Origin of the sequence: Ottowia sp. (genome assembly GCF_035444425.1) — a bacterium.
Taxonomy (GTDB): domain Bacteria; phylum Pseudomonadota; class Gammaproteobacteria; order Burkholderiales; family Burkholderiaceae_C; genus Ottowia.
Genome location: NZ_DAOMOQ010000015.1, coordinates 23,601 through 41,652, shown reverse-complemented (window position 1 = coordinate 41,652; position 18,052 = coordinate 23,601). Strand labels below are relative to the sequence as shown.

Sequence of the window (18,052 nt, the reverse complement as noted above, 5' to 3'; positions counted from 1 at the left end):
AGCCGGGTAGCGACTAGACTAGCGCGTCCACCGAAAGAGAGCAAATGAGCATCCAGGAATCTGACGTACTCCAGGCCCTCGCGGGCGTCACCGACCCGAACACGGGCCAGGACTTCGTGTCCACCAAGCAGATCAAGAATCTGCAGATTGCCGGCGACGATCTGTCGTTCGACGTCGAGCTGGGCTACCCGGCCAAGAGCCAGATCCCGGCGCTGCGGCAGGCGCTGGTGGCGGCGGCGCGCGCCGTGCCCGGTGTCGGCAACGTGTCGGTGAACGTGGTGACCAAGGTGCAGGCGCACGCGGTCCAGCGTGGCGTGCAGCTGATGCCGGGTGTCAAGAACATCGTCGGCGTGGCCTCGGGCAAGGGCGGTGTCGGCAAGAGCACCACCGCCGTCAACCTGGCGCTGGCGCTGGCCGCCGAGGGCGCTGCGGTGGGGGTGCTGGATGCCGACATCTACGGGCCCAGCATGCCGATCATGCTGGGCGTCAGCGGCAAGCCGGAGAGCCTGGACGGCAAGAGCATGGAGCCGCTGCAGAATCACGGCGTGCAGGTCAGCTCGATCGGCTTCCTGGTCGATCCCGACGAGGCCATGGTCTGGCGCGGCCCGATGGCCACCCAGGCGCTGGAACAGCTGCTGCGCCACACCAACTGGCGCGAGCTCGACTACCTGATCGTCGACCTGCCGCCCGGCACCGGCGACATCCAGCTGACGCTGAGCCAGCGCGTGCCGATGACCGGCGCGGTGATTGTCACCACGCCGCAGGACATCGCGCTGGCCGACGCGCGCAAGGGCGTGACCATGTTCGAGAAGGTCGGCGTGCCGATCCTCGGCCTGGTCGAGAACATGGCGGTGCACGTGTGCTCCAACTGTGGGCACGTCGAGCACATCTTCGGCGCCGAGGGCGGCAAGCGCTACGCCGAGGAGAAGGGCCTGGACTACCTGGGCGCGCTGCCGCTGGCGCTGTCGATCCGCGAACAGGCCGATTCCGGCCGGCCGACGGTGGTGGCCGATCCGGACGGCGAGGTCGCGGCGATCTACAAGAGCATTGCGCGCCAGGTGGCGATCAAGATCGCGGCCAAGGCCAAGGACTTCTCGTCGCGCTTCCCGTCGATCAAGATCTCGCGCGATACCTGAGCGCCTGACGCGCCCAGCAAGCAGACCAGCCTTCCGCTGGTGCGCCAGCGGAAGGCGCCGGCGCCCGCGGCACCGGCTTGCGCGCGATCAGGCCCGGAGTTCGCGCTCGCGCAGCTTGTAGCGCTGGATCTTGCCGGTTGCCGTCTTCGGCAGTTCGGTCACGAACTCGAAGTAGCGCGGGTACTTGTAGGGCGCCAGGCGCTCCTTGACGAAGGCCTTGAGCTCCTCCTCGGACGCCTCGGCGCCCGACTTGAGGATGACGAAGGCCTTGGTCTTGGTCAGGCCGTCGCCGTCCTCCTTGCCGATCACGGCTGCTTCCAGCACCGCCGGGTGTTGCACCAGCGTGGCCTCGACCTCGAACGGCGACACGTAGATGCCGCTGACTTTCAGCATGTCGTCGCTGCGGCCGCCGTAGGTGTAGGTGCCGTCCTCGTTGCGCACGTACTTGTCGCCGCTCTTGGTCCAGCCGCCCTGGAAGGTCTCGCGCGTCTTGGTGCGGTTGCCCCAGTACATCATGGCGGCGCTGGGGCCGGCGATGTACATGTCGCCGGGTTCGCCGTCGGGTACCGGCTCGCCATCGTCGCCGCGCAGCTGGACCTCGTAGCCCGGCACCGGCCAGCCGGTGGTGCCGTAGCGCACCTTGCCGGGCAGGTTGGACAGGAAGATGTGCAGCATCTCGGTGGAGCCGATGCCGTCGACGATGTCGACGCCGAAATGCGCCTTGAAGCGTTCGCCGATCTCGGCCGGCAGCGCCTCGCCGGCCGAGGAGGCTAGCCGCATCGCCACTTGGTCGCGGCTGGGCAATTGCGGGTGTGCCAGCATGCCGGCGAAGCCGGTCGGTGCGCCGTAGAACACGGTCGGCTTGACCCCACCGACGCCGCCGACCCAGCGCTTGAAGGTGGCCTCCGGCGTCGGCCGCTCGCCCATCAGCACGGTGGTGGCGCCCACCGTCATCGGGAAGGTCAGCCCGTTGCCGAGGCCGTAGGCGAAGAACAGCTTGGCGGCCGAGAAGCAGATGTCCTTCTCCGTCAGCTGCAAGATGCCCTTGCCGTACAGCTCGCTGGTCCAGTAGGGGTTGGCGTGCGAATGCACGGCGCCCTTGGGGCGGCCGGTCGAACCGCTGGAATACAGCCAGAAGCCGGGATCATCGGGGCCGGTGTGGGCGGGCTTTTCCAGCGGTACCTGCGCGGCCAGGAAGGCCTCGAGCTCGACCTCCGACGGGTGCAGCGGCGCCTGCGGGTGCGACACGATGACCTTCTGCACCTCGTGGTCGCTCTTGATCATCGCCATGTTCAGCGTCGGCAGCAGCACGCCCGACACCAGCACCGCCTGGGCGCGCGAGTGCTCCAGCATGTAGGCGTAGTCGTCGGCGGTCAGCAGGGTGTTCACGGCAACCGGCACCAGGCCCGCATACATGCTGCCGAGGAAGGCCACCGGCCAGTCGTTGCAGTCCTGCATCAGCACCATCACGCGCTCTTCGCGGCGCAGGTACAGGCGGCGCAGGCCGGCCGCCAAGCGGCGCACGCGGTCACTCAGCTCGCCGTAGCTGAGCGCGCCGTTATCGTCGATGAAGGCGGTCTTGTTGGCACGGCCAGCATTCAGGGACAGCAGGTGTTCGGCGTAGTTGAAGCGCTCGGGTGGTGCGGGAACGGCAGGGGCGGTGTTCATGGTGGGTTTGTCTCCGGTTCGGGCGATGGTGGCACGGGCCGCCGCTGGGAGCCAGCGTTTTGCGTTGATCTTTTGACGGCATCGTGGTGAAATGAATTATTATGCGTGTTATGTGGCGTGCAGTAAAGTGCATGTCAAGCCGGGTTGTCCAACCCGCGCTCGTTCAAAGGAGCGGCTGAGAACATGGCCACCGCATTGGAAGACAGCACGCGCAGCAGCCTGCAGACCGAAAACGACGCCGGCGCGCGCCACCCGTTCCTACTGGCGCTGGGTGAACGGGTGCGCAACCTGCGCTCGCGCCGCGGCATGACGCGCAAGGCGGTGGCCGTGGCGGCCGATGTGTCGGAGCGGCACCTGGCCAACCTCGAATACGGCACCGGCAACGCCTCGATCCTGGTGCTGCTGCAGGTGGCGCAGGCGCTGCACTGCGAACTGAGCGAACTGCTCGGCGACGTCACCACCTCCTCGCCCGAATGGCTGATGATCCGCGAGTTGCTGGAGCATCGCAGCGAGGCCGACCTGCGGCGCGCGCGCCAGAACCTGTCTGAGCTGTTCCACGCGCCGGGCACCGCCGACCGCGCGCGCACCACGCGGCTGGCGCTGATCGGCCTGCGTGGCGCCGGCAAGTCGACGCTGGGGCGGCGGCTGGCCGAGGATCTGGGTTACGCGTTCATCGAACTGAGCCGGCAGATCGAGCAGTTCGCCGGCTGCAGCATCCACGAGATCCACAGCCTGTACGGCACCCACGCCTACCGCCGCTACGAGCGCCGGGCGCTGGAGGAGGCGATCCAGATCTACCCCGAGGTGGTGATCGCCACGCCGGGCGGGCTGGTCGCGGATGCCGCCAACTTCAACCTGCTGCTGCAGCATTGCTACACCATCTGGCTGCAGGCCGATGCCGCCGATCATATGAACCGGGTGCGGGCCCAGGGTGACGTGCGGCCGATGGCGGCCAGCGCCGAAGCCATGGATGACCTGAAGCGCATCCTGGTCGGGCGCACGCCGTTTTACGCCAAGGCCGATTTGCGCTTCAATACCAGTCTCTACAGTGAAGAGGAGGCGTTCCAGGCGCTGCGGCGCCGAGTTCGGGAGGCCGTCGGCATGACGGCCTGACATGCAATAAAATGCATTGACATCAGCCGGAAGATGCACTATTATTCATCTTGTGCCGGTCGGATGTGCTGTATCTCCGGCGACCAGCAGACCCGTTGAATCCACCCGAGGACCTCTTTGACCATGAGCCAGATCAACCCCAAAGTCGACTACCGCACCGACCCCGGCCAGTACCGCCACATCCAGCTGTCGTTCGACGGCCCGGTGGCCCGGCTGGCCATCGACATCGACGAGAACGCCGGCATCCGCCCTGGCTACAAGCTGAAGCTGAACAGCTACGACCTCGGCGTCGACATCGAACTGCACGACGCGCTGCAGCGCATCCGCTTCGAGCACCCCGAGGTGCGCACGGTGGTCGTCACCAGCGGCAAGGACCGCGTGTTCTGCTCCGGCGCCAACATCTTCATGCTGGGCCTGTCCAGCCACGCCTGGAAGGTCAATTTCTGCAAGTTCACCAACGAGACCCGCAACGGCATCGAGGATTCGAGCCAGCACAGCGGCCTCAAGTTCGTCGCCGCGCTGAACGGCGCCTGCGCCGGCGGCGGCTACGAACTGGCGCTGGCCTGCGATGACATCGTGCTGGTCGATGACCGCAGCAGCAGCGTCAGCCTGCCCGAGGTGCCCCTGCTCGGCGTGCTGCCCGGCACCGGCGGCCTGACCCGCGTGACCGACAAGCGCCACGTGCGCCACGACCTGGCCGATATCTTCTGCACCACCAGCGAGGGCGTGCGCGGCCAGAAGGCGGTCGACTGGCGCCTGGTCGACGCGGTGGCCAAGCCGCAGCAGTTCGACGCCTTCGTCGCCGAGCGCGCAGCCAGGCTGGCCGAGCAGAGCGATCGCCCGGCTGGCGCCAAGGGCGTGCAACTGCCCAAGGTCGAGCGCAGCGAGTCGGCCGACGGCATCGCCTACCAGTACGTCAGCGTCGACATCGACCGCGCCAAGCGCGTTGCCACCGTGGTCGTCAAGGCGCCGAGCGGCGCGCAGCCGACCGACGTCGCCGGCATCGAGGCCGCAGGTGCCGCCTGGTACCCGCTGCAGATGGCGCGCGAACTCGACGACGCCATCCTGCACATGCGCACCAACGAGCTGGAGGTCGGCACCTGGGTGCTCAAGACCGAAGGCGACGCGGCCGCCGTGCTCGCCAACGACACCCTGATGCTGGCCAACCAGGGCCACTGGTTCGTGCGCGAGACGCTCGGCATGCTGCGCCGCACGCTGGCGCGCCTGGACGTGTCCTCGCGCAGCCTGTTCGCGCTGATCGAGCCGGGCTCGTGCTTCGCCGGCACGCTGGCCGAACTGGCCTTCTGCGCCGACCGCGCCTACCAGCTGGTGCTGCCCGAGACGCCGGCCAAGGCGCCGACGCTGACGCTGCACGAGGTCAACTTCGGCAGCTACCCGATGGTCAACGGCCAGTCGCGCCTGGCGCGCCGCTTCTACGAGGAAGCCGCGCCACTGGCCGCTGCCAGGGCCGCGATCGGCCAGGCGCTGGGCGGCGAGCAAGCCGAGAAGCTCGGCCTGGTCACCGCCGCGCCGGACGACATCGACTGGGATGACGAGGTGCGCATCGCGCTGGAAGAGCGCGCCGCCATGAGCCCGGATGCGCTGACCGGCCTGGAAGCCAACCTGCGCTTTGCCCAGCAGGAGAACATGTTCACGCGCATCTTCGGTCGTCTGACGGCCTGGCAGAACTGGATCTTCCAGCGCCCCAACGCGGTGGGCGACAAAGGCGCGCTGAAGGTGTACGGTAAGGGTGACAAGGCGCAGTTCGACATGAACCGCGTGTAAGTTCCCAAGACAAAGACGGGACGCGAAGGACGCGGGGGTTTCGCGAAGTTCGCGAGATAACAAGAAGAGTTTTCCTTGTTTCGCGTCCCTTGCGTGTCTTTGCGTCCTTCGCGTCCGGCAGTTTTTTCGTTCATTCTCAGGAGACCACTATGAGCAGCATCAACTACAGCGAGAAGATCCCCAACAACGTCAACCTGTCCGAGGACCGCACGCTGCAGCGCGCGCTCGAGAGCTGGCAGCCCGACTACCTGCAATGGTGGTCGGAGATGGGTCCGGAAGGTTCGACCGATTTCGACGTCTACCTGCGCACCGCGATCAGCGTCGATCCGCAGGGCTGGGCCCAGTTCGGCTACGTCAAGATGCCTGACTACCGCTGGGGCATCTTCCTGAACCCTGCCGAGCAGGATCGCAAGATCCACTTCGGCGACCACCTCGGCGAGCCGGCATGGCAGGACGTGCCGGGCGAGCACCGCGCCAACCTGCGCCGCATCATCGTCACCCAGGGTGACACCGAGCCGGCCTCGGTCGAGCAGCAGCGCCACCTGGGCATGACCTGCCCGAGTCAGTACGACCTGCGCAACCTGTTCCAGGTCAACGTCGAGGAAGGCCGCCACCTGTGGGCCATGGTCTACCTGCTGCACAAGTACTTCGGCCGCGACGGCCGCGAAGAGGGCGAGGCGCTGCTGGAGCGCCGCTCGGGCCACGCCGACAATCCGCGCATCCTGCAGGCCTTCAACGAGAAGACGCCCGACTGGCTGAGCTTCTTCATGTTCACCTACTTCACCGACCGCGACGGTAAGTTCCAGCTCTGCGCGCTGGCCGAGAGCGGCTTCGATCCGCTGGCGCGCACCACCAAGTTCATGCTGACCGAGGAAGCGCACCACATGTTCGTCGGCGAGACCGGCGTCAGCCGCGTGATCCAGCGCACCGTCGACATGATGAACCAGCTTAAGACCGACGACGTGCAGAAGCTGCGCAACGCTGGCGTGATCGATCTGCCCACCGTCCAGCGCTACCTGAACTTCCACTTCTCGGTCACGATCGACCTGTTCGGCGCCGACGAGTCGAGCAACGCCGCGACCTTCTACTCGACCGGCCTGAAGGGCCGCTTCGAGGAAGGCAAGCGCACCGACGATCACGTGCTGAAGGGCCAGACCTACAAGGTGCTGAACGTCCAGGACGGCAAGCTGTCCGAGAAGGAAGTGCCGATGCTCAACGCGCTCAACGAAGTGCTGCGCGACGACTACATCAAGGACTCGATCGGCGGCGTCGAGCGCTGGAACCGCGTCATCGACAAGGCCGGTATCCCGTTCCGGCTGAAGGTGCCGCACAAGGCCTTCAACCGCAAGATCGGTGCGCTGGCCGGCATCCGGGTATCGCCGGAAGGCCAGGTGGTGAGCGAGGCCGAATGGAACGCCAAGGTCAAGGACTGGCTGCCCACGGCCGAGGACCGTGCCTACGTCGCCAGCCTGATGGGCCGCGTGGTCGAGCCGGGCAAGTTCGCCAACTGGATCGCGCCGCCGGTGATCGGCATCAACCGCCAGCCGATCGATTTCGAGTACGTGCGCTTCAACTGAGCGCAGACATCCGGCAAGCAAGGGCCACGCGCGGCGGCGGTCGGCGTGGCCTTTTTGCCTGCTGAGGCCGTCGCCGGCCACACTCCGCGGAGACCATCATGAGCAAAGCACCACCCGATGCGGCGCTGCTCAAGCAGCACCTGATCGACCCGGCCATCTGCATCCGCTGCGGCGCCTGCGAGGCCGCCTGCCCGATCGACGCGATCTCGCACGATGCCAACAACTACGTGGTCGATCCGTCGATCTGCGAGAAGTGCATGGCCTGCATTCCGGTGTGCCCGACCGGTGCCATCGACAACTGGCGCATGGTGCCCAAGGCCAAGGCCTACACGCTGGCAGAGCAGTTCAGCTGGTTCGACCTGCCCGAGGAGCTGACGGCGGCGCAACTGGCCGAGGCCGGCGTCAACCTGCAGGCCGACGGCGCGGTGGCCGAGGATGCGCTGCAGACGCTGGCCCAGGCCGAGGCGGCGGCGCTGCAGGAGGCCGCGGTCGACCCGACGCAGCCCGGCACCGATGCGGCGCCGACCAACTTCAGCGCCCAGTTGCCGCCCTGGTCGGCCGCGCACGCCTACACCAACCTGTACGGCGCGCGTGCGGCCGAGAAGACCGTGACCGCCACCTGCGTCGGCAACGTGCGCGTCACCGAGGTCGGCAAGGAATACGACACCCACCACATCATCCTGGACTTCGGCACCATGCCGTTCCCGGTGCTGGAGGGCCAGTCGATCGGCGTCGTGCCGCCCGGCTTGGACGCGCGTGGCAAGCCGCACTTTGCGCGCCAGTACTCGATCGCCAGCCCGCGCAACGGCGAGCGGCCGGGTTACAACAACCTGTCGCTGACCATCAAGCGCGTGCTGCAGGACTTCCAGGGCAACCCGGTGCGCGGCGTGGCCAGCAACTACATGTGCGACCTCAAGGTGGGCGACAAGGTCGAGGTGATCGGCCCGTTCGGCAGCACCTTCCTGATGCCCAACCACCCGAAATCGAACATCGTCATGATCTGCACCGGCACCGGCTCGGCGCCGATGCGTGCGATGACCGAGTGGCGTCGCCGGCTGCGCAAGAGCGGCAAGTTCGAGGGCGGCAAGCTGCTGCTGTTCTTCGGCGCGCGCACCAAGGAAGAGTTGCCGTACTTCGGCCCGCTGCAAAGTCTGCCGAAGGACTTCATCGACATCAACTTCGCCTTCAGCCGCACGCCGAACCAGCCCAAGAAGTACGTGCAGGACGCCATGCGCGAGCGCGCCGCCGACCTGGTGGCGCTGCTGCAGGACGCCAACACCTTCATCTACGTCTGTGGCCTCAAGAGCATGGAAGAAGGCGTGATCCTGGCGCTGCGTGAAGTGGTGCAGGGCGCCGGCCTGAGCTGGGACGAGATCGGTCTGCGCCTGAAGAAGGAAGGGCGGCTGCACCTGGAGACCTACTGATCCTGGAAACGGCAGTCTCGTAGGGGCGGCGGCCGCGAACAAGGCGCTGGCCCAGGGCCAACATCCTTTTTGCGGCTGCCGCCGCTCCCGCATTCTTGGAAACCGCAAGCCGCGCTCGACGCGGCTTCGTCGTTTCAGGCGCCAGCCGGCGCGGGAGAACGGCGGTCGGGCGGTTCGGTCGTGCCGTCGTGGGTGCCGCTATCGGCCAGCGGCGGCGTCAGGCCGGCGGGCGCGCTGCCGAACACGTCGATGCCCTCACTGGCGGCGGCCTTCAGCAGGTCGGGCGTGGCGCGGATGTGCGCCTCCAGTTCCAGTGCCGCACGCAGCTCGTTGCCCGACATCGCTGCCTCGTAGATGGAGCGGTGCTCCTGATGCACGTCGCGCTGGCCCTGGTTCAGGCCGATGGCGTAGCGGCGATAGCGTTCGCTGTGGCGGTTCAGCAGGCGCAGCAGGTGCAAGGTCCAGTCGGAGCCGCAGTTGGCCAGCAGGGCTTCGTGGAACTGGCTGTTCAAGGCTTCCCAGCGCGGCGTCATCTCCGGCAGGATCGGCTGCTCGATGGCCGACATCTGCTCGTAGATGTCGCCGACCTGCTCGCGCCAGTCGGCGTCGCTGTGCCGGATCGATTGCCGCAACGCCTCGATCTCGAGTTGTACGCGCAGGTTGGTGAGGTCGTCCATGTCCTCGAACGTGACCGGCATGACGCGAAAGCCGCGCTGGCCCTCGGCCTCGACCAGCGCGTCGCTGACCAGCCGGGTCAGCGCCTCGCGCAGCGTGCCGGCACTGACGCCGTAGCGCTGGCGCAGGTGCTCGATGCGCAGCTTCTCGCCCGGCGCGATGCGACCTTCGACGATGTCGCTGCGCAGGCGGGCGTAAGCCTGCTCGATCAGCGTGCGCGGCGCGGCGTCGGCGCGATGCGGCGTGCTGTCCGTGGACAGGCTGGTGAGGGCAGGGCGTTTGGCCATGGATGTCGAGTATCGGTGCGTTGGGCCCGAGCGGCGTGACCCGCTCGGCGAGCGGGCTCGGATGACAGTCAAGCTACATCTCAATTTTGCATGAATATCGATAAATAAAGCAAATGATGCTGATGCTGTCTGAACGGCGATTGCGTTCTCGTTTCCCCGCAGGATTCAGGTCCTTCTCCGTTTTTATCAATGGATTAAGAGAGCGGTACAAAGTGTTTCAACCACAGTTGTCACGCTCTTGCAGCTGTATTCTTGCTACAAAGCCCCTGAAAATTATCGATATTCTAGTGGACAAGACATCTGCTTGTGAGTAAGATTCCGCCCATGTCACCCGCGAGCCACACCTGTCGATCCGAGTTGCCGGCGTTCCGCGTGCGGGCCGTGGTTGAAATGTGGTCGTCGGGTGGTGCGGACGTCGCGCTGCTGCGTGCCCGATGGGCCATCGGCGCCTGAGTCGGACGGCGAACATGGCGGCCTACACCATCACCATCGAGGACACCGGCGAAAGCTACCGCTGCGTCGACTACCGCTCGGTGCTGGAAGGCATGGAAGCGCTCGGCAGGCGCGGCATTCCGGTCGGGTGCCGCCAGGGTGGCTGCGGGGTCTGCAAGGTGCAGGTCACCAGCGGCAGTTACAGCAAGCGGGTGATGAGCCGCGCGCACGTCAGCGCTGAAGAAGAGGCCGCCGGCTGCGTGCTCGCCTGCCGCATCAAACCCACCAGCGACCTTCGCATCCGCGTGCTGGGCCAGATGAAGAAGAACGTTTGCCGGGTGGTTGAGCCGGCTCCTGTTCAACATGTTCACTCAACCTGAGGAATTGGAGACTTCCCGATGGCGATGACAGGTGTTTTGCGTCCCGGCCACGCACAGATCCGCGTGCTGGACCTGGATGAATCGATCAAGTGGTACACGGACGTGATGGGCCTGGTGCCCATGGGCAAGGACAGCCAGGGCCGCGCCTACTTCAAGGCGCGCGCCGAGCGCGACCACAACAGCATCATCCTGCGCCAGGCCGACCGGGCCGGCATGGATTTCTTTGGCTTCAAGGTACGCGACGACGCCACGCTGCAGGCGCTCGAGCAGAAACTGCATGCCGCCGGCGTCGCCACCGAGCGCATGCCCGCGGGCGAGTTGCTGGAGACCGGCGAGCGCGTGCGCTTCAAGATTCCGACCGGCCACACCATCGAACTCTACGCCGAGAAAAAGCACGTCGGCAATGCCACCGGCTGCCTCAACCCCGAGGTCGACGTGATCGACGGCCCCGGCATCTGCCCGATCCGCCTCGATCACTGCCTGATCTACGGCGGCGACATCGACGGCAGCCGCAAGCTGTTTGAGGAGGTGCTGGGCTTCAACCTGGTCGAGCGCGTCAAGCTGGAGGACGGCACCACCGACCTGGCCACCTGGCTCACCTGCAGCACCAAGGCGCACGACATCGCCATGGTGCGCCACAGCGAGGACGACAAGCTGCACCACGTCTCGTTCCAGCTCGGCAGCTGGGAGCAGGTGCTGCGCGCGGCCGACATCATGAGCAAGAACCGGGTGTCGATCGACGTCGGCCCGACGCGCCACGGCATTACCAACGGCACCACGATCTACTTCTTCGATCCGTCGGGCAACCGGCTGGAAACCTTCAGCGGCGGCTACGACCATTACCCGGACATGGAGCCGATCACCTGGACCTGGGACGAGGTCGGGGCCGGCATCTTCTATCACAACCGCAAGCTCAACGACGCCTTCCTGAGCGTGGTGACCTGATGTCGCTGGCGCCAGAAAGCCTCGCCGTGCCCCAGTCGGTCATCAGCGCCGAAGCCGCTGCGCTGGCGGTGCGCGCGACCGTGGACAAGGCGGCCGAGCTGGGCATCCGCATCAACGTCGCCGTCACCGACGGCGGCGGCGTGCTGGCGGCCTTCCTGCGCATGCCGGGCGCCTTCCTGCATTCGGTCGACATTGCGATCGACAAGGCCTACACCGCGGCCAGCTTCGGCTTTCCGACGTCCGACTGGGAGCAGGCGCTGGCCGGCGATGCGGCGCTGGGCCGCGGCATGCCGCACCGCCCGCGCATCGTCGTGTTCGGCGGCGGTCTGCCGATCCGGCATGGCGACGCGCTGATCGGCGGCATCGGCGTGTCGGGCGGCTCGGCCGAGCAGGACGAGCAATGCGCCCGCGCCGGCCTGGAGGCGATCGGTCTCTGAGCGCCGGCGCGGTAGCTGTTTTCATTCAAGCGTGAATCCCATGAAAGAATTCCTGAACTTCATCAACGGCGAATACGTCAAGAACGCCAGCGGCAAGACCTTCGAGGACCGCAATCCGGTCGACAACAGCGTGATCGGCCATGTGTACGAAGCCAGCCAACCCGAAGTCGATGCCGCCGTGGCCGCGGCTAAGGCGGCGCTCAAGGGCGAGTGGGGTCGGATGTCGGTGACCGAGCGCGTCAAACTGCTGGACGCGGTGGCCAACGAGATCAACCGCCGCTTCGACGACTTCCTGCAGGCCGAGATTGCCGACACCGGCAAGCCGCACGCGCTGGCCTCGCACGTCGACATCCCGCGCGGCGCGGCCAACTTCCAGATCTTCGCCGACACCATCAAGAGCATGTCGACCGAGTCGTTCAACATGCGCACCCCGGACGGCAAGAACGCGCTCTCCTACGGCGTGCGCGTGCCGCGCGGCGTGATCGCCGTGGTCTGCCCCTGGAACCTGCCGCTGCTGCTGATGACCTGGAAAGTGGGGCCCGCGCTGGCCTGCGGCAACACCGTGGTGGTCAAGCCCTCGGAAGAGTCGCCGGCCACCGCCGCGCTGCTGGGCGAGGTGATGAATGCCGTCGGCATGCCCAAGGGCGTCTACAACGTGGTGCACGGCTTCGGCCCCGGCTCGGCCGGCGAGATGCTGACCACGCACCCGGACGTCAACGGCATCACCTTCACCGGCGAGACCCGCACCGGCACCGCCATCATGCAGGCGGCCGCGGTCGGCATCCGCCCGGTGTCGCTGGAGCTGGGCGGCAAGAACGCTGCCGTGGTGTTCGCCGATGCCGACTTCCAGGTCGCCGTCGACACCATCACGCGCTCGTGCTTCGAGAACGCCGGCCAGGTCTGCCTGGGCACCGAGCGCGTCTACGTCGAGCGCCCGATCTTCGACAAGTTCGTCGCCGCGCTGAAAGAGAAGGCCGAGACCATGAAGCCCGGCCTGCCGTTCGACCAGGACACCAAGATCGGCCCGGTGATCAGCAAGGAGCACCAGCAGAAGGTGCTGTCCTACTACCAGAAGGCGGTCGACGAGGGCGCCACCGTGGTCACCGGCGGCGGCGTGCCGGACATGCCCGAGGCACTCAAGGACGGCTGCTGGGTGCAGCCGACCATCTGGACCGGCCTGCCCGAGACCGCGGCCGTGATCACCGAGGAGATCTTCGGTCCCTGCGCCCACATCGCGCCCTTCGACAGCGAGGAAGAGGTGCTGGCCAAGGTCAACGCCAACCGCTACGGCCTGGCGACCGCGGTGTTCACGCAGGACATCGGCCGCGCCAACCGCATGGGCGCGGCGATCGAGGTCGGCCTGTGCTGGATCAACAGCTGGTTCCTGCGCGACCTGCGCACCCCGTTCGGCGGCTCCAAGCAGTCGGGCATCGGGCGCGAGGGCGGCGTGCACTCGTTCGAGTTCTACACCGAGCTGCGCAACGTGATGGTGAAGTTCTGATGGGCCGGGCCGGCGTTCGCGCCGGTCCACGAAGCAAGCGAATCGACATGAACACTGAACAGATCAATCAACTGGGCGACGAGCTGTACGACGCCCTCAAGGCCTGCCGCATGGTGGAGCCGCTGACCAACCGCCATGCGGACATCAGCATCGACGACGCCTACGCCATCCAGCAGCGCATGATGCAGTGCCGCATCGAAGCCGGCGAGAAGGTGATCGGCAAGAAGATCGGCGTCACCTCGAAGGCGGTGATGAACCTGCTGGGCGTGTTCCAGCCGGACTTCGGCTGGCTCACCGACGCCATGGTCTACAACGAGGGTCAGGCGATCGAGGCCAGCAGCCTGATCCAGCCCAAGGCCGAGGGCGAGATCGCCTTCGTGCTGAAGAAGACGCTCAAGGGCCCCGGCATCAGCGCCGCCGACGTGCTGGCCGCCACCGAGGGCGTGATGGCCTGCTTCGAGATCGTCGATTCGCGCATCCAGGACTGGAAGATCAGGATCCAGGACACCGTGGCCGACAACGCCAGCTGCGGCGTGTTCGTGCTGGGCGACCGCCTGGTCGATGTGCGCGACGTCGACCTGGCCACCTGCGGCATGGTGCTGGAGAAGAACGGCGAGATCGTCGCCACCGGCGCCGGCGCCGCCGCGCTCGGCCACCCGGCCAACGCGGTCGCCTGGCTGGCCAACACGCTGGGCGCGCACGGCATCGCGCTGGAGGCGGGCGAGGTGGTCCTGTCGGGCTCGCTCGGCATCATGGTCCCGGTGCAGGCCGGCGACAACCTGCGCGTCACCATCGGCGGCATCGGCGGCTGCTCGGTCCGCTTCGTCTGAGTGCGGCAAGTCAACCAGGATTCAGGAGAAACCATGAGCAAGAAAATCAAATGCGCCCTGATCGGTCCCGGCAACATCGGCACCGACCTGCTGGCCAAGCTGCAGCGCAGCCCGGTGCTGGAGCCGGTGTGGATGGTGGGCATCGACCCGACTTCCGACGGCCTCAAGCGCGCCCAGGAGATGGGCATCAAGACCACCGCCGAGGGCGTCGACGGCCTGGTGCCGCACATCAAGGCCGACGGCGTGCAGATCGTGTTCGACGCCACCAGCGCCTACGTGCACGCCGAGAACTCGCGCAAGGTGAATGCCGAGGGCGCGATGATGATCGACCTGACGCCGGCCGCCATCGGCCCGTTCTGCGTGCCGCCGGTCAACCTGCGCGAGCACGTGGGCAAGCGCGAGATGAACGTCAACATGGTCACCTGCGGCGGCCAGGCGACGATCCCGATGGTGGCCGCGGTCAGCCGCGTGCAGCCGGTGGAATACGGCGAGATCGTCGCCACCGTGTCGAGCAAGTCGGCCGGCCCGGGCACGCGCAAGAACATCGACGAGTTCACCCGCACCACCGCCGGCGCGATCGAGAAGGTGGGTGGCGCGAAAAAGGGCAAGGCCATCATCATTATCAACCCGGCCGAGCCGCCGCTGATCATGCGCGACACTGTGCACTGCCTGGTCGAGGGCACGCCCAACGAGGCCGCCATCACCAAGAGCATCCACGACATGATGGCCGAGGTGCAGAAGTACGTGCCCGGTTACCGCCTGGTCAATGGCCCGGTGTTCGACGGCAATCGCGTCTCGGTGTTCCTCGAGGTCGAGGGCCTGGGCGACTACCTGCCCAAGTACGCCGGCAACCTGGACATCATGACCGCCGCCGCCGCGCGCACCGCCGAGATGTTCGCCGAGGAAATCCTCGCCGGCACGCTGACGCTGAAACCCGTGGCCGCCTGAACAAGCAAGGAGAACAGGACATGAGCACACTCAAGGGCAAGAAGATCACACTGCACGACATGACGCTGCGTGACGGCATGCACCCCAAGCGCCACCTGATGACGCTGGACGAGATGAAGACCATCGCGCAGGGCCTGGACGCGGCGGGCATCCCGCTGATCGAGGTCACCCACGGCGACGGCCTGGGCGGAAGTTCGGTCAACTACGGCTTTCCGGCGCACAGCGACGAGGAATACCTGGGCGCCGTGATCCCGCTGATGAAGCAGGCCAAGGTGTCGGCGCTGCTGCTGCCGGGCATCGGCACCGTCGAGCACCTGAAGATGGCGCGCGAGCTGGGCGTGCACACCATCCGCGTGGCCACGCACTGCACCGAGGCCGACGTCGCCGAGCAGCACATCACGCTGGCGCGCAAGATGGAGATGGACACGGTCGGCTTCCTGATGATGAGCCACATGAATAGTGCCGAGGGCCTGATCGGGCAGGCCAGGCTGATGGAAGGCTACGGCGCCAACTGCATCTACGTCACCGACTCGGCCGGCCACATGCTGCCGGGCGACGTCAAGGACAAGCTCGGGCGCGTACGCGATGCGCTCAAACCCGAGACGGAGCTGGGCTTCCACGGCCACCACAACCTGGCCATGGGCGTGGCCAACAGCATCGCCGCCATCGAAGTCGGCGCCAACCGCATCGACGCCGCTGCCGCCGGCCTGGGTGCCGGCGCCGGTAACACGCCGATGGAAGTGCTGGTCGCGGTGTGCGACATGATGGGTGTCGAGACCGGCGTCGACACCTTCAAGATCCAGGACGTGGCCGAGGATCTGGTGGTGCCGATGATGGACTTTCCGATCCGCATCGACCGCGATGCGCTCACGCTGGGCTATGCGGGCGTGTACGGCAGCTTCCTGCTGTTCGCCAAGCGGGCCGAGCAGAAGTACGGCGTGCCGGCGCGCGAGATCCTGGTCGAGATGGGCCGGCGCGGCTGCGTCGGCGGCCAGGAAGACATGATCGAAGACACCGCGCTGACGCTGGCCAAGGCGCGCCAGGGCGCGGCGCGCAAGGCAGCCTGAGGAGACTGAACATGGCACTCGACAAGAAGACCCTGGACCAGCTGGCCGAGCACCTGCACAACTGCCAGATCAAGGCGCAGGACACGCCCAAGATCACCGACGACCACCCGGACATGGACTGGGACGACGCCTACGCGATCCAGGACCGCATCCTGGCCGCCAAGCTGGCGCGCGGTGCGCGCGTCGCCGGCTACAAGGCCGGCCTGACCTCGCACGCCAAGATGAAGCAAATGGGCGTGACCGATCCGGTGTTCGGCTTCCTGGTCGATGAGTTCACGGTGGCCGAGGGCGCCGAGATCAAGGTCAGCGAACTGATCCATCCGAAGGTCGAACCCGAGATCGCCTTCGTCACCCGCACCGAGCTGAAAGGCCCCGGCTGCAGCATCGCCAGCGTGCTCGCTGCCAGCGACCTGGTGCTGCCCGGCATCGAGGTGATCGACAGCCGCTACCGCGACTTCAAGTTCGACCTGAAGAGCGTGGTGGCCGACAACACCTCGGCCAGCCGCTTTGTCGTCGGCGGCCGTGCGGTCGACGCGCGCAGCGTCGATCTGCGCACCACCGGCATCGTGCTGGAGAAGAACGGCGAGGTCGTCGCCCTGGGCGCCGGCGCCGCCGTGCTCGGCCATCCGGCCGCCGCCGTCGCCATGCTGGTGAACCACCTGGGCCGGCGCGGCAAGAGCCTGCCGGCCGGCAGCCTGGTGCTGTCGGGCGGCATCACCGAAGCCGTGGCGGTGCAGGCCGGCGACAACGTGACGCTGCGCGTGCAGGGCATGGGCAGCGTGTCGGTGCGCTTCGTCTGAGGCAACCGGCTTTCGATCCAAGTTTCATACAACCCTTCCACCCCGAGACAAACATGAAACGACGCGACTTCATCGCGGCCGCCGCGGCCGCTTCCACCGCCGGTCTGCCCGGCCTGGCCTGGGCGCAGGACAACTATCCGGGCAAGCCGGTGCGGCTGATCGTGCCGTTTCCGCCCGGAGGCCCGACCGACATCATGGGCCGCACCGCGGCCAGGGCCATGGGCGACAAGCTCGGCCAGCAGTTCGTGGTCGAGAACAAGGCCGGCGCCGGCGGCAACATCGGCACCGACGCCGTCGCCAAGGCCCAGCCGGACGGCTACACCATCGGCCTGGCGGCGATCAGCAGCCTGGCGATCAGCCCGCACATCTACAGCAAGCTGCCGTTCAACGTCGAGAAGGATCTGGCGCCGATCTCGCTGGTCGGCACCACACCGTGCGCGCTGGTGATCAACCCGGCGGCACCGTTCTCCGACCTGAAAGGCCTGATCGCCTACGCCAAGGCGAACCCCGGCAAGCTGAGCTACGCCACCTCGGGCATCGGCACCAGCAACCACCTGGCAGCCGAGTACCTGCAGTCGACCGCCGGCATCCAGCTGACGCATGTGCCGTACAAGGGCTCCAGCCAGATCATGCCGGACCTGCTGTCGGGCGTGGTGCAGATGAGCATGGAAAGCTCGCTGGTCACCACCTTGCAGCACGTCAAGAGCGGCAAGCTCAAGGCTGTCGCCGTCACCTCGCCGCAGCGCTCCAAGGCGCTGCCCGAGGTGCCGACCATCGCCGAATCGGGCTATCCGGGCTTCGCGGTCGAAACCTGGTTCGGCCTGATCGCGCCCGCCGCCACGCCGCCGGCGATCATCGCCAAGCTGCACGAAGCCTGGGCGGCCGGCGCCAAGACCGCCGAGGCGCAGACGCAGTTCGAGAACATCTCGGCCAACCTGCGCGTGACCTCGCCGCAGGAGTTCGGCCAGTTCATCCGAGCCGAGGACAAGCGCTGGGGCGACCTCGTGCGCACGCTGGGCATCAAGGCCGACTGATCGCCAGCGCCGG

Annotated in this window: 16 protein-coding genes; 14 read left to right on the top strand and 2 right to left on the bottom strand. The window is 66.9% G+C overall.

Annotated features, from left to right (window positions below):
- Positions 1–44: 44 nt before the first annotated feature.
- Positions 45–1,136, top strand: coding sequence for an iron-sulfur cluster carrier protein ApbC (gene apbC, locus PK606_RS08020; RefSeq protein WP_324562553.1), 1,092 nt, complete (start codon positions 45–47; stop codon positions 1,134–1,136).
- Between the two features lie 87 nt (positions 1,137–1,223).
- Here apbC and PK606_RS08015 read toward each other — a convergent pair whose 3' ends face one another.
- Positions 1,224–2,804: a benzoate-CoA ligase family protein gene (locus tag PK606_RS08015; RefSeq protein ID WP_324562551.1), complete on the bottom strand. Its 1,581-nt coding sequence runs from the start codon at positions 2,802–2,804 to the stop codon at positions 1,224–1,226.
- Positions 2,805–2,987: 183 nt separating this feature from the next.
- Between PK606_RS08015 and PK606_RS08010 the strand changes: the two genes are divergently transcribed.
- From PK606_RS08010 to boxA, 4 genes are all read left to right on the top strand, one after another.
- The gene (locus tag PK606_RS08010; protein ID WP_324562547.1) at positions 2,988–3,917 is read left to right on the top strand and encodes a helix-turn-helix transcriptional regulator; all 930 of its coding nucleotides are present in this window, start codon (positions 2,988–2,990) and stop codon (positions 3,915–3,917) included.
- 123 nt (positions 3,918–4,040) lie between these two features.
- On the top strand, positions 4,041–5,702 hold the full coding sequence (boxC, locus tag PK606_RS08005; protein WP_324562545.1) for a 2,3-epoxybenzoyl-CoA dihydrolase: 1,662 nt from the start codon (positions 4,041–4,043) through the stop codon (positions 5,700–5,702).
- Positions 5,703–5,851: 149 nt separating this feature from the next.
- Positions 5,852–7,279, top strand: a complete 1,428-nt coding sequence (gene boxB / locus PK606_RS08000; RefSeq protein WP_324562542.1) for a benzoyl-CoA 2,3-epoxidase subunit BoxB — start codon at positions 5,852–5,854, stop codon at positions 7,277–7,279.
- 98 nt (positions 7,280–7,377) lie between these two features.
- Positions 7,378–8,703 carry a benzoyl-CoA 2,3-epoxidase subunit BoxA gene (boxA, locus tag PK606_RS07995; protein WP_324562539.1) on the top strand — a complete coding sequence of 442 codons (1,326 nt, stop codon included), beginning with the start codon at positions 7,378–7,380 and terminating at the stop codon, positions 8,701–8,703.
- A 134-nt stretch (positions 8,704–8,837) separates the two neighbouring features.
- Here boxA and PK606_RS07990 read toward each other — a convergent pair whose 3' ends face one another.
- The gene (locus PK606_RS07990) at positions 8,838–9,665 is read right to left on the bottom strand and encodes a GntR family transcriptional regulator (RefSeq protein WP_324562537.1); all 828 of its coding nucleotides are present in this window, start codon (positions 9,663–9,665) and stop codon (positions 8,838–8,840) included.
- A gap of 467 nt (positions 9,666–10,132) precedes the next feature.
- Between PK606_RS07990 and PK606_RS07985 the strand changes: the two genes are divergently transcribed.
- From PK606_RS07985 to PK606_RS07945, 9 genes are read left to right on the top strand one after another with little or no spacing between them, the layout of a single operon-like run.
- Positions 10,133–10,477 carry a 2Fe-2S iron-sulfur cluster binding domain-containing protein gene (locus PK606_RS07985; protein ID WP_324562534.1) on the top strand — a complete coding sequence of 115 codons (345 nt, stop codon included), beginning with the start codon at positions 10,133–10,135 and terminating at the stop codon, positions 10,475–10,477.
- Positions 10,478–10,495: 18 nt separating this feature from the next.
- Complete coding sequence (locus tag PK606_RS07980) at positions 10,496–11,422, top strand: catechol 2,3-dioxygenase (protein ID WP_324562532.1); 927 nt, start codon at positions 10,496–10,498, stop codon at positions 11,420–11,422.
- A complete protein-coding gene (locus PK606_RS07975; RefSeq protein ID WP_324562529.1) occupies positions 11,422–11,859 on the top strand; it encodes a GlcG/HbpS family heme-binding protein in 438 nt (145 codons plus the stop codon). Before PK606_RS07980 ends, PK606_RS07975 begins: the two co-directional genes overlap by 1 nt.
- A gap of 40 nt (positions 11,860–11,899) precedes the next feature.
- Entirely contained in the window at positions 11,900–13,360 is a 1,461-nt protein-coding gene (locus tag PK606_RS07970) for a 2-hydroxymuconic semialdehyde dehydrogenase (protein WP_324562526.1), read from the top strand.
- Positions 13,361–13,407: 47 nt separating this feature from the next.
- Entirely contained in the window at positions 13,408–14,190 is a 783-nt protein-coding gene (dmpE, locus tag PK606_RS07965; protein ID WP_324562524.1) for a 2-oxopent-4-enoate hydratase, read from the top strand.
- A gap of 33 nt (positions 14,191–14,223) precedes the next feature.
- Positions 14,224–15,138: an acetaldehyde dehydrogenase (acetylating) gene (locus PK606_RS07960; RefSeq protein WP_324562522.1), complete on the top strand. Its 915-nt coding sequence runs from the start codon at positions 14,224–14,226 to the stop codon at positions 15,136–15,138.
- 20 nt (positions 15,139–15,158) lie between these two features.
- Entirely contained in the window at positions 15,159–16,205 is a 1,047-nt protein-coding gene (dmpG, locus tag PK606_RS07955; RefSeq protein ID WP_324562520.1) for a 4-hydroxy-2-oxovalerate aldolase, read from the top strand.
- A gap of 11 nt (positions 16,206–16,216) precedes the next feature.
- On the top strand, positions 16,217–17,005 hold the full coding sequence (gene dmpH / locus PK606_RS07950) for a 2-oxo-3-hexenedioate decarboxylase (protein ID WP_324562518.1): 789 nt from the start codon (positions 16,217–16,219) through the stop codon (positions 17,003–17,005).
- A 53-nt stretch (positions 17,006–17,058) separates the two neighbouring features.
- On the top strand, positions 17,059–18,039 hold the full coding sequence (locus PK606_RS07945) for a Bug family tripartite tricarboxylate transporter substrate binding protein (protein ID WP_324562516.1): 981 nt from the start codon (positions 17,059–17,061) through the stop codon (positions 18,037–18,039).
- Positions 18,040–18,052: the final 13 nt, after the last annotated feature.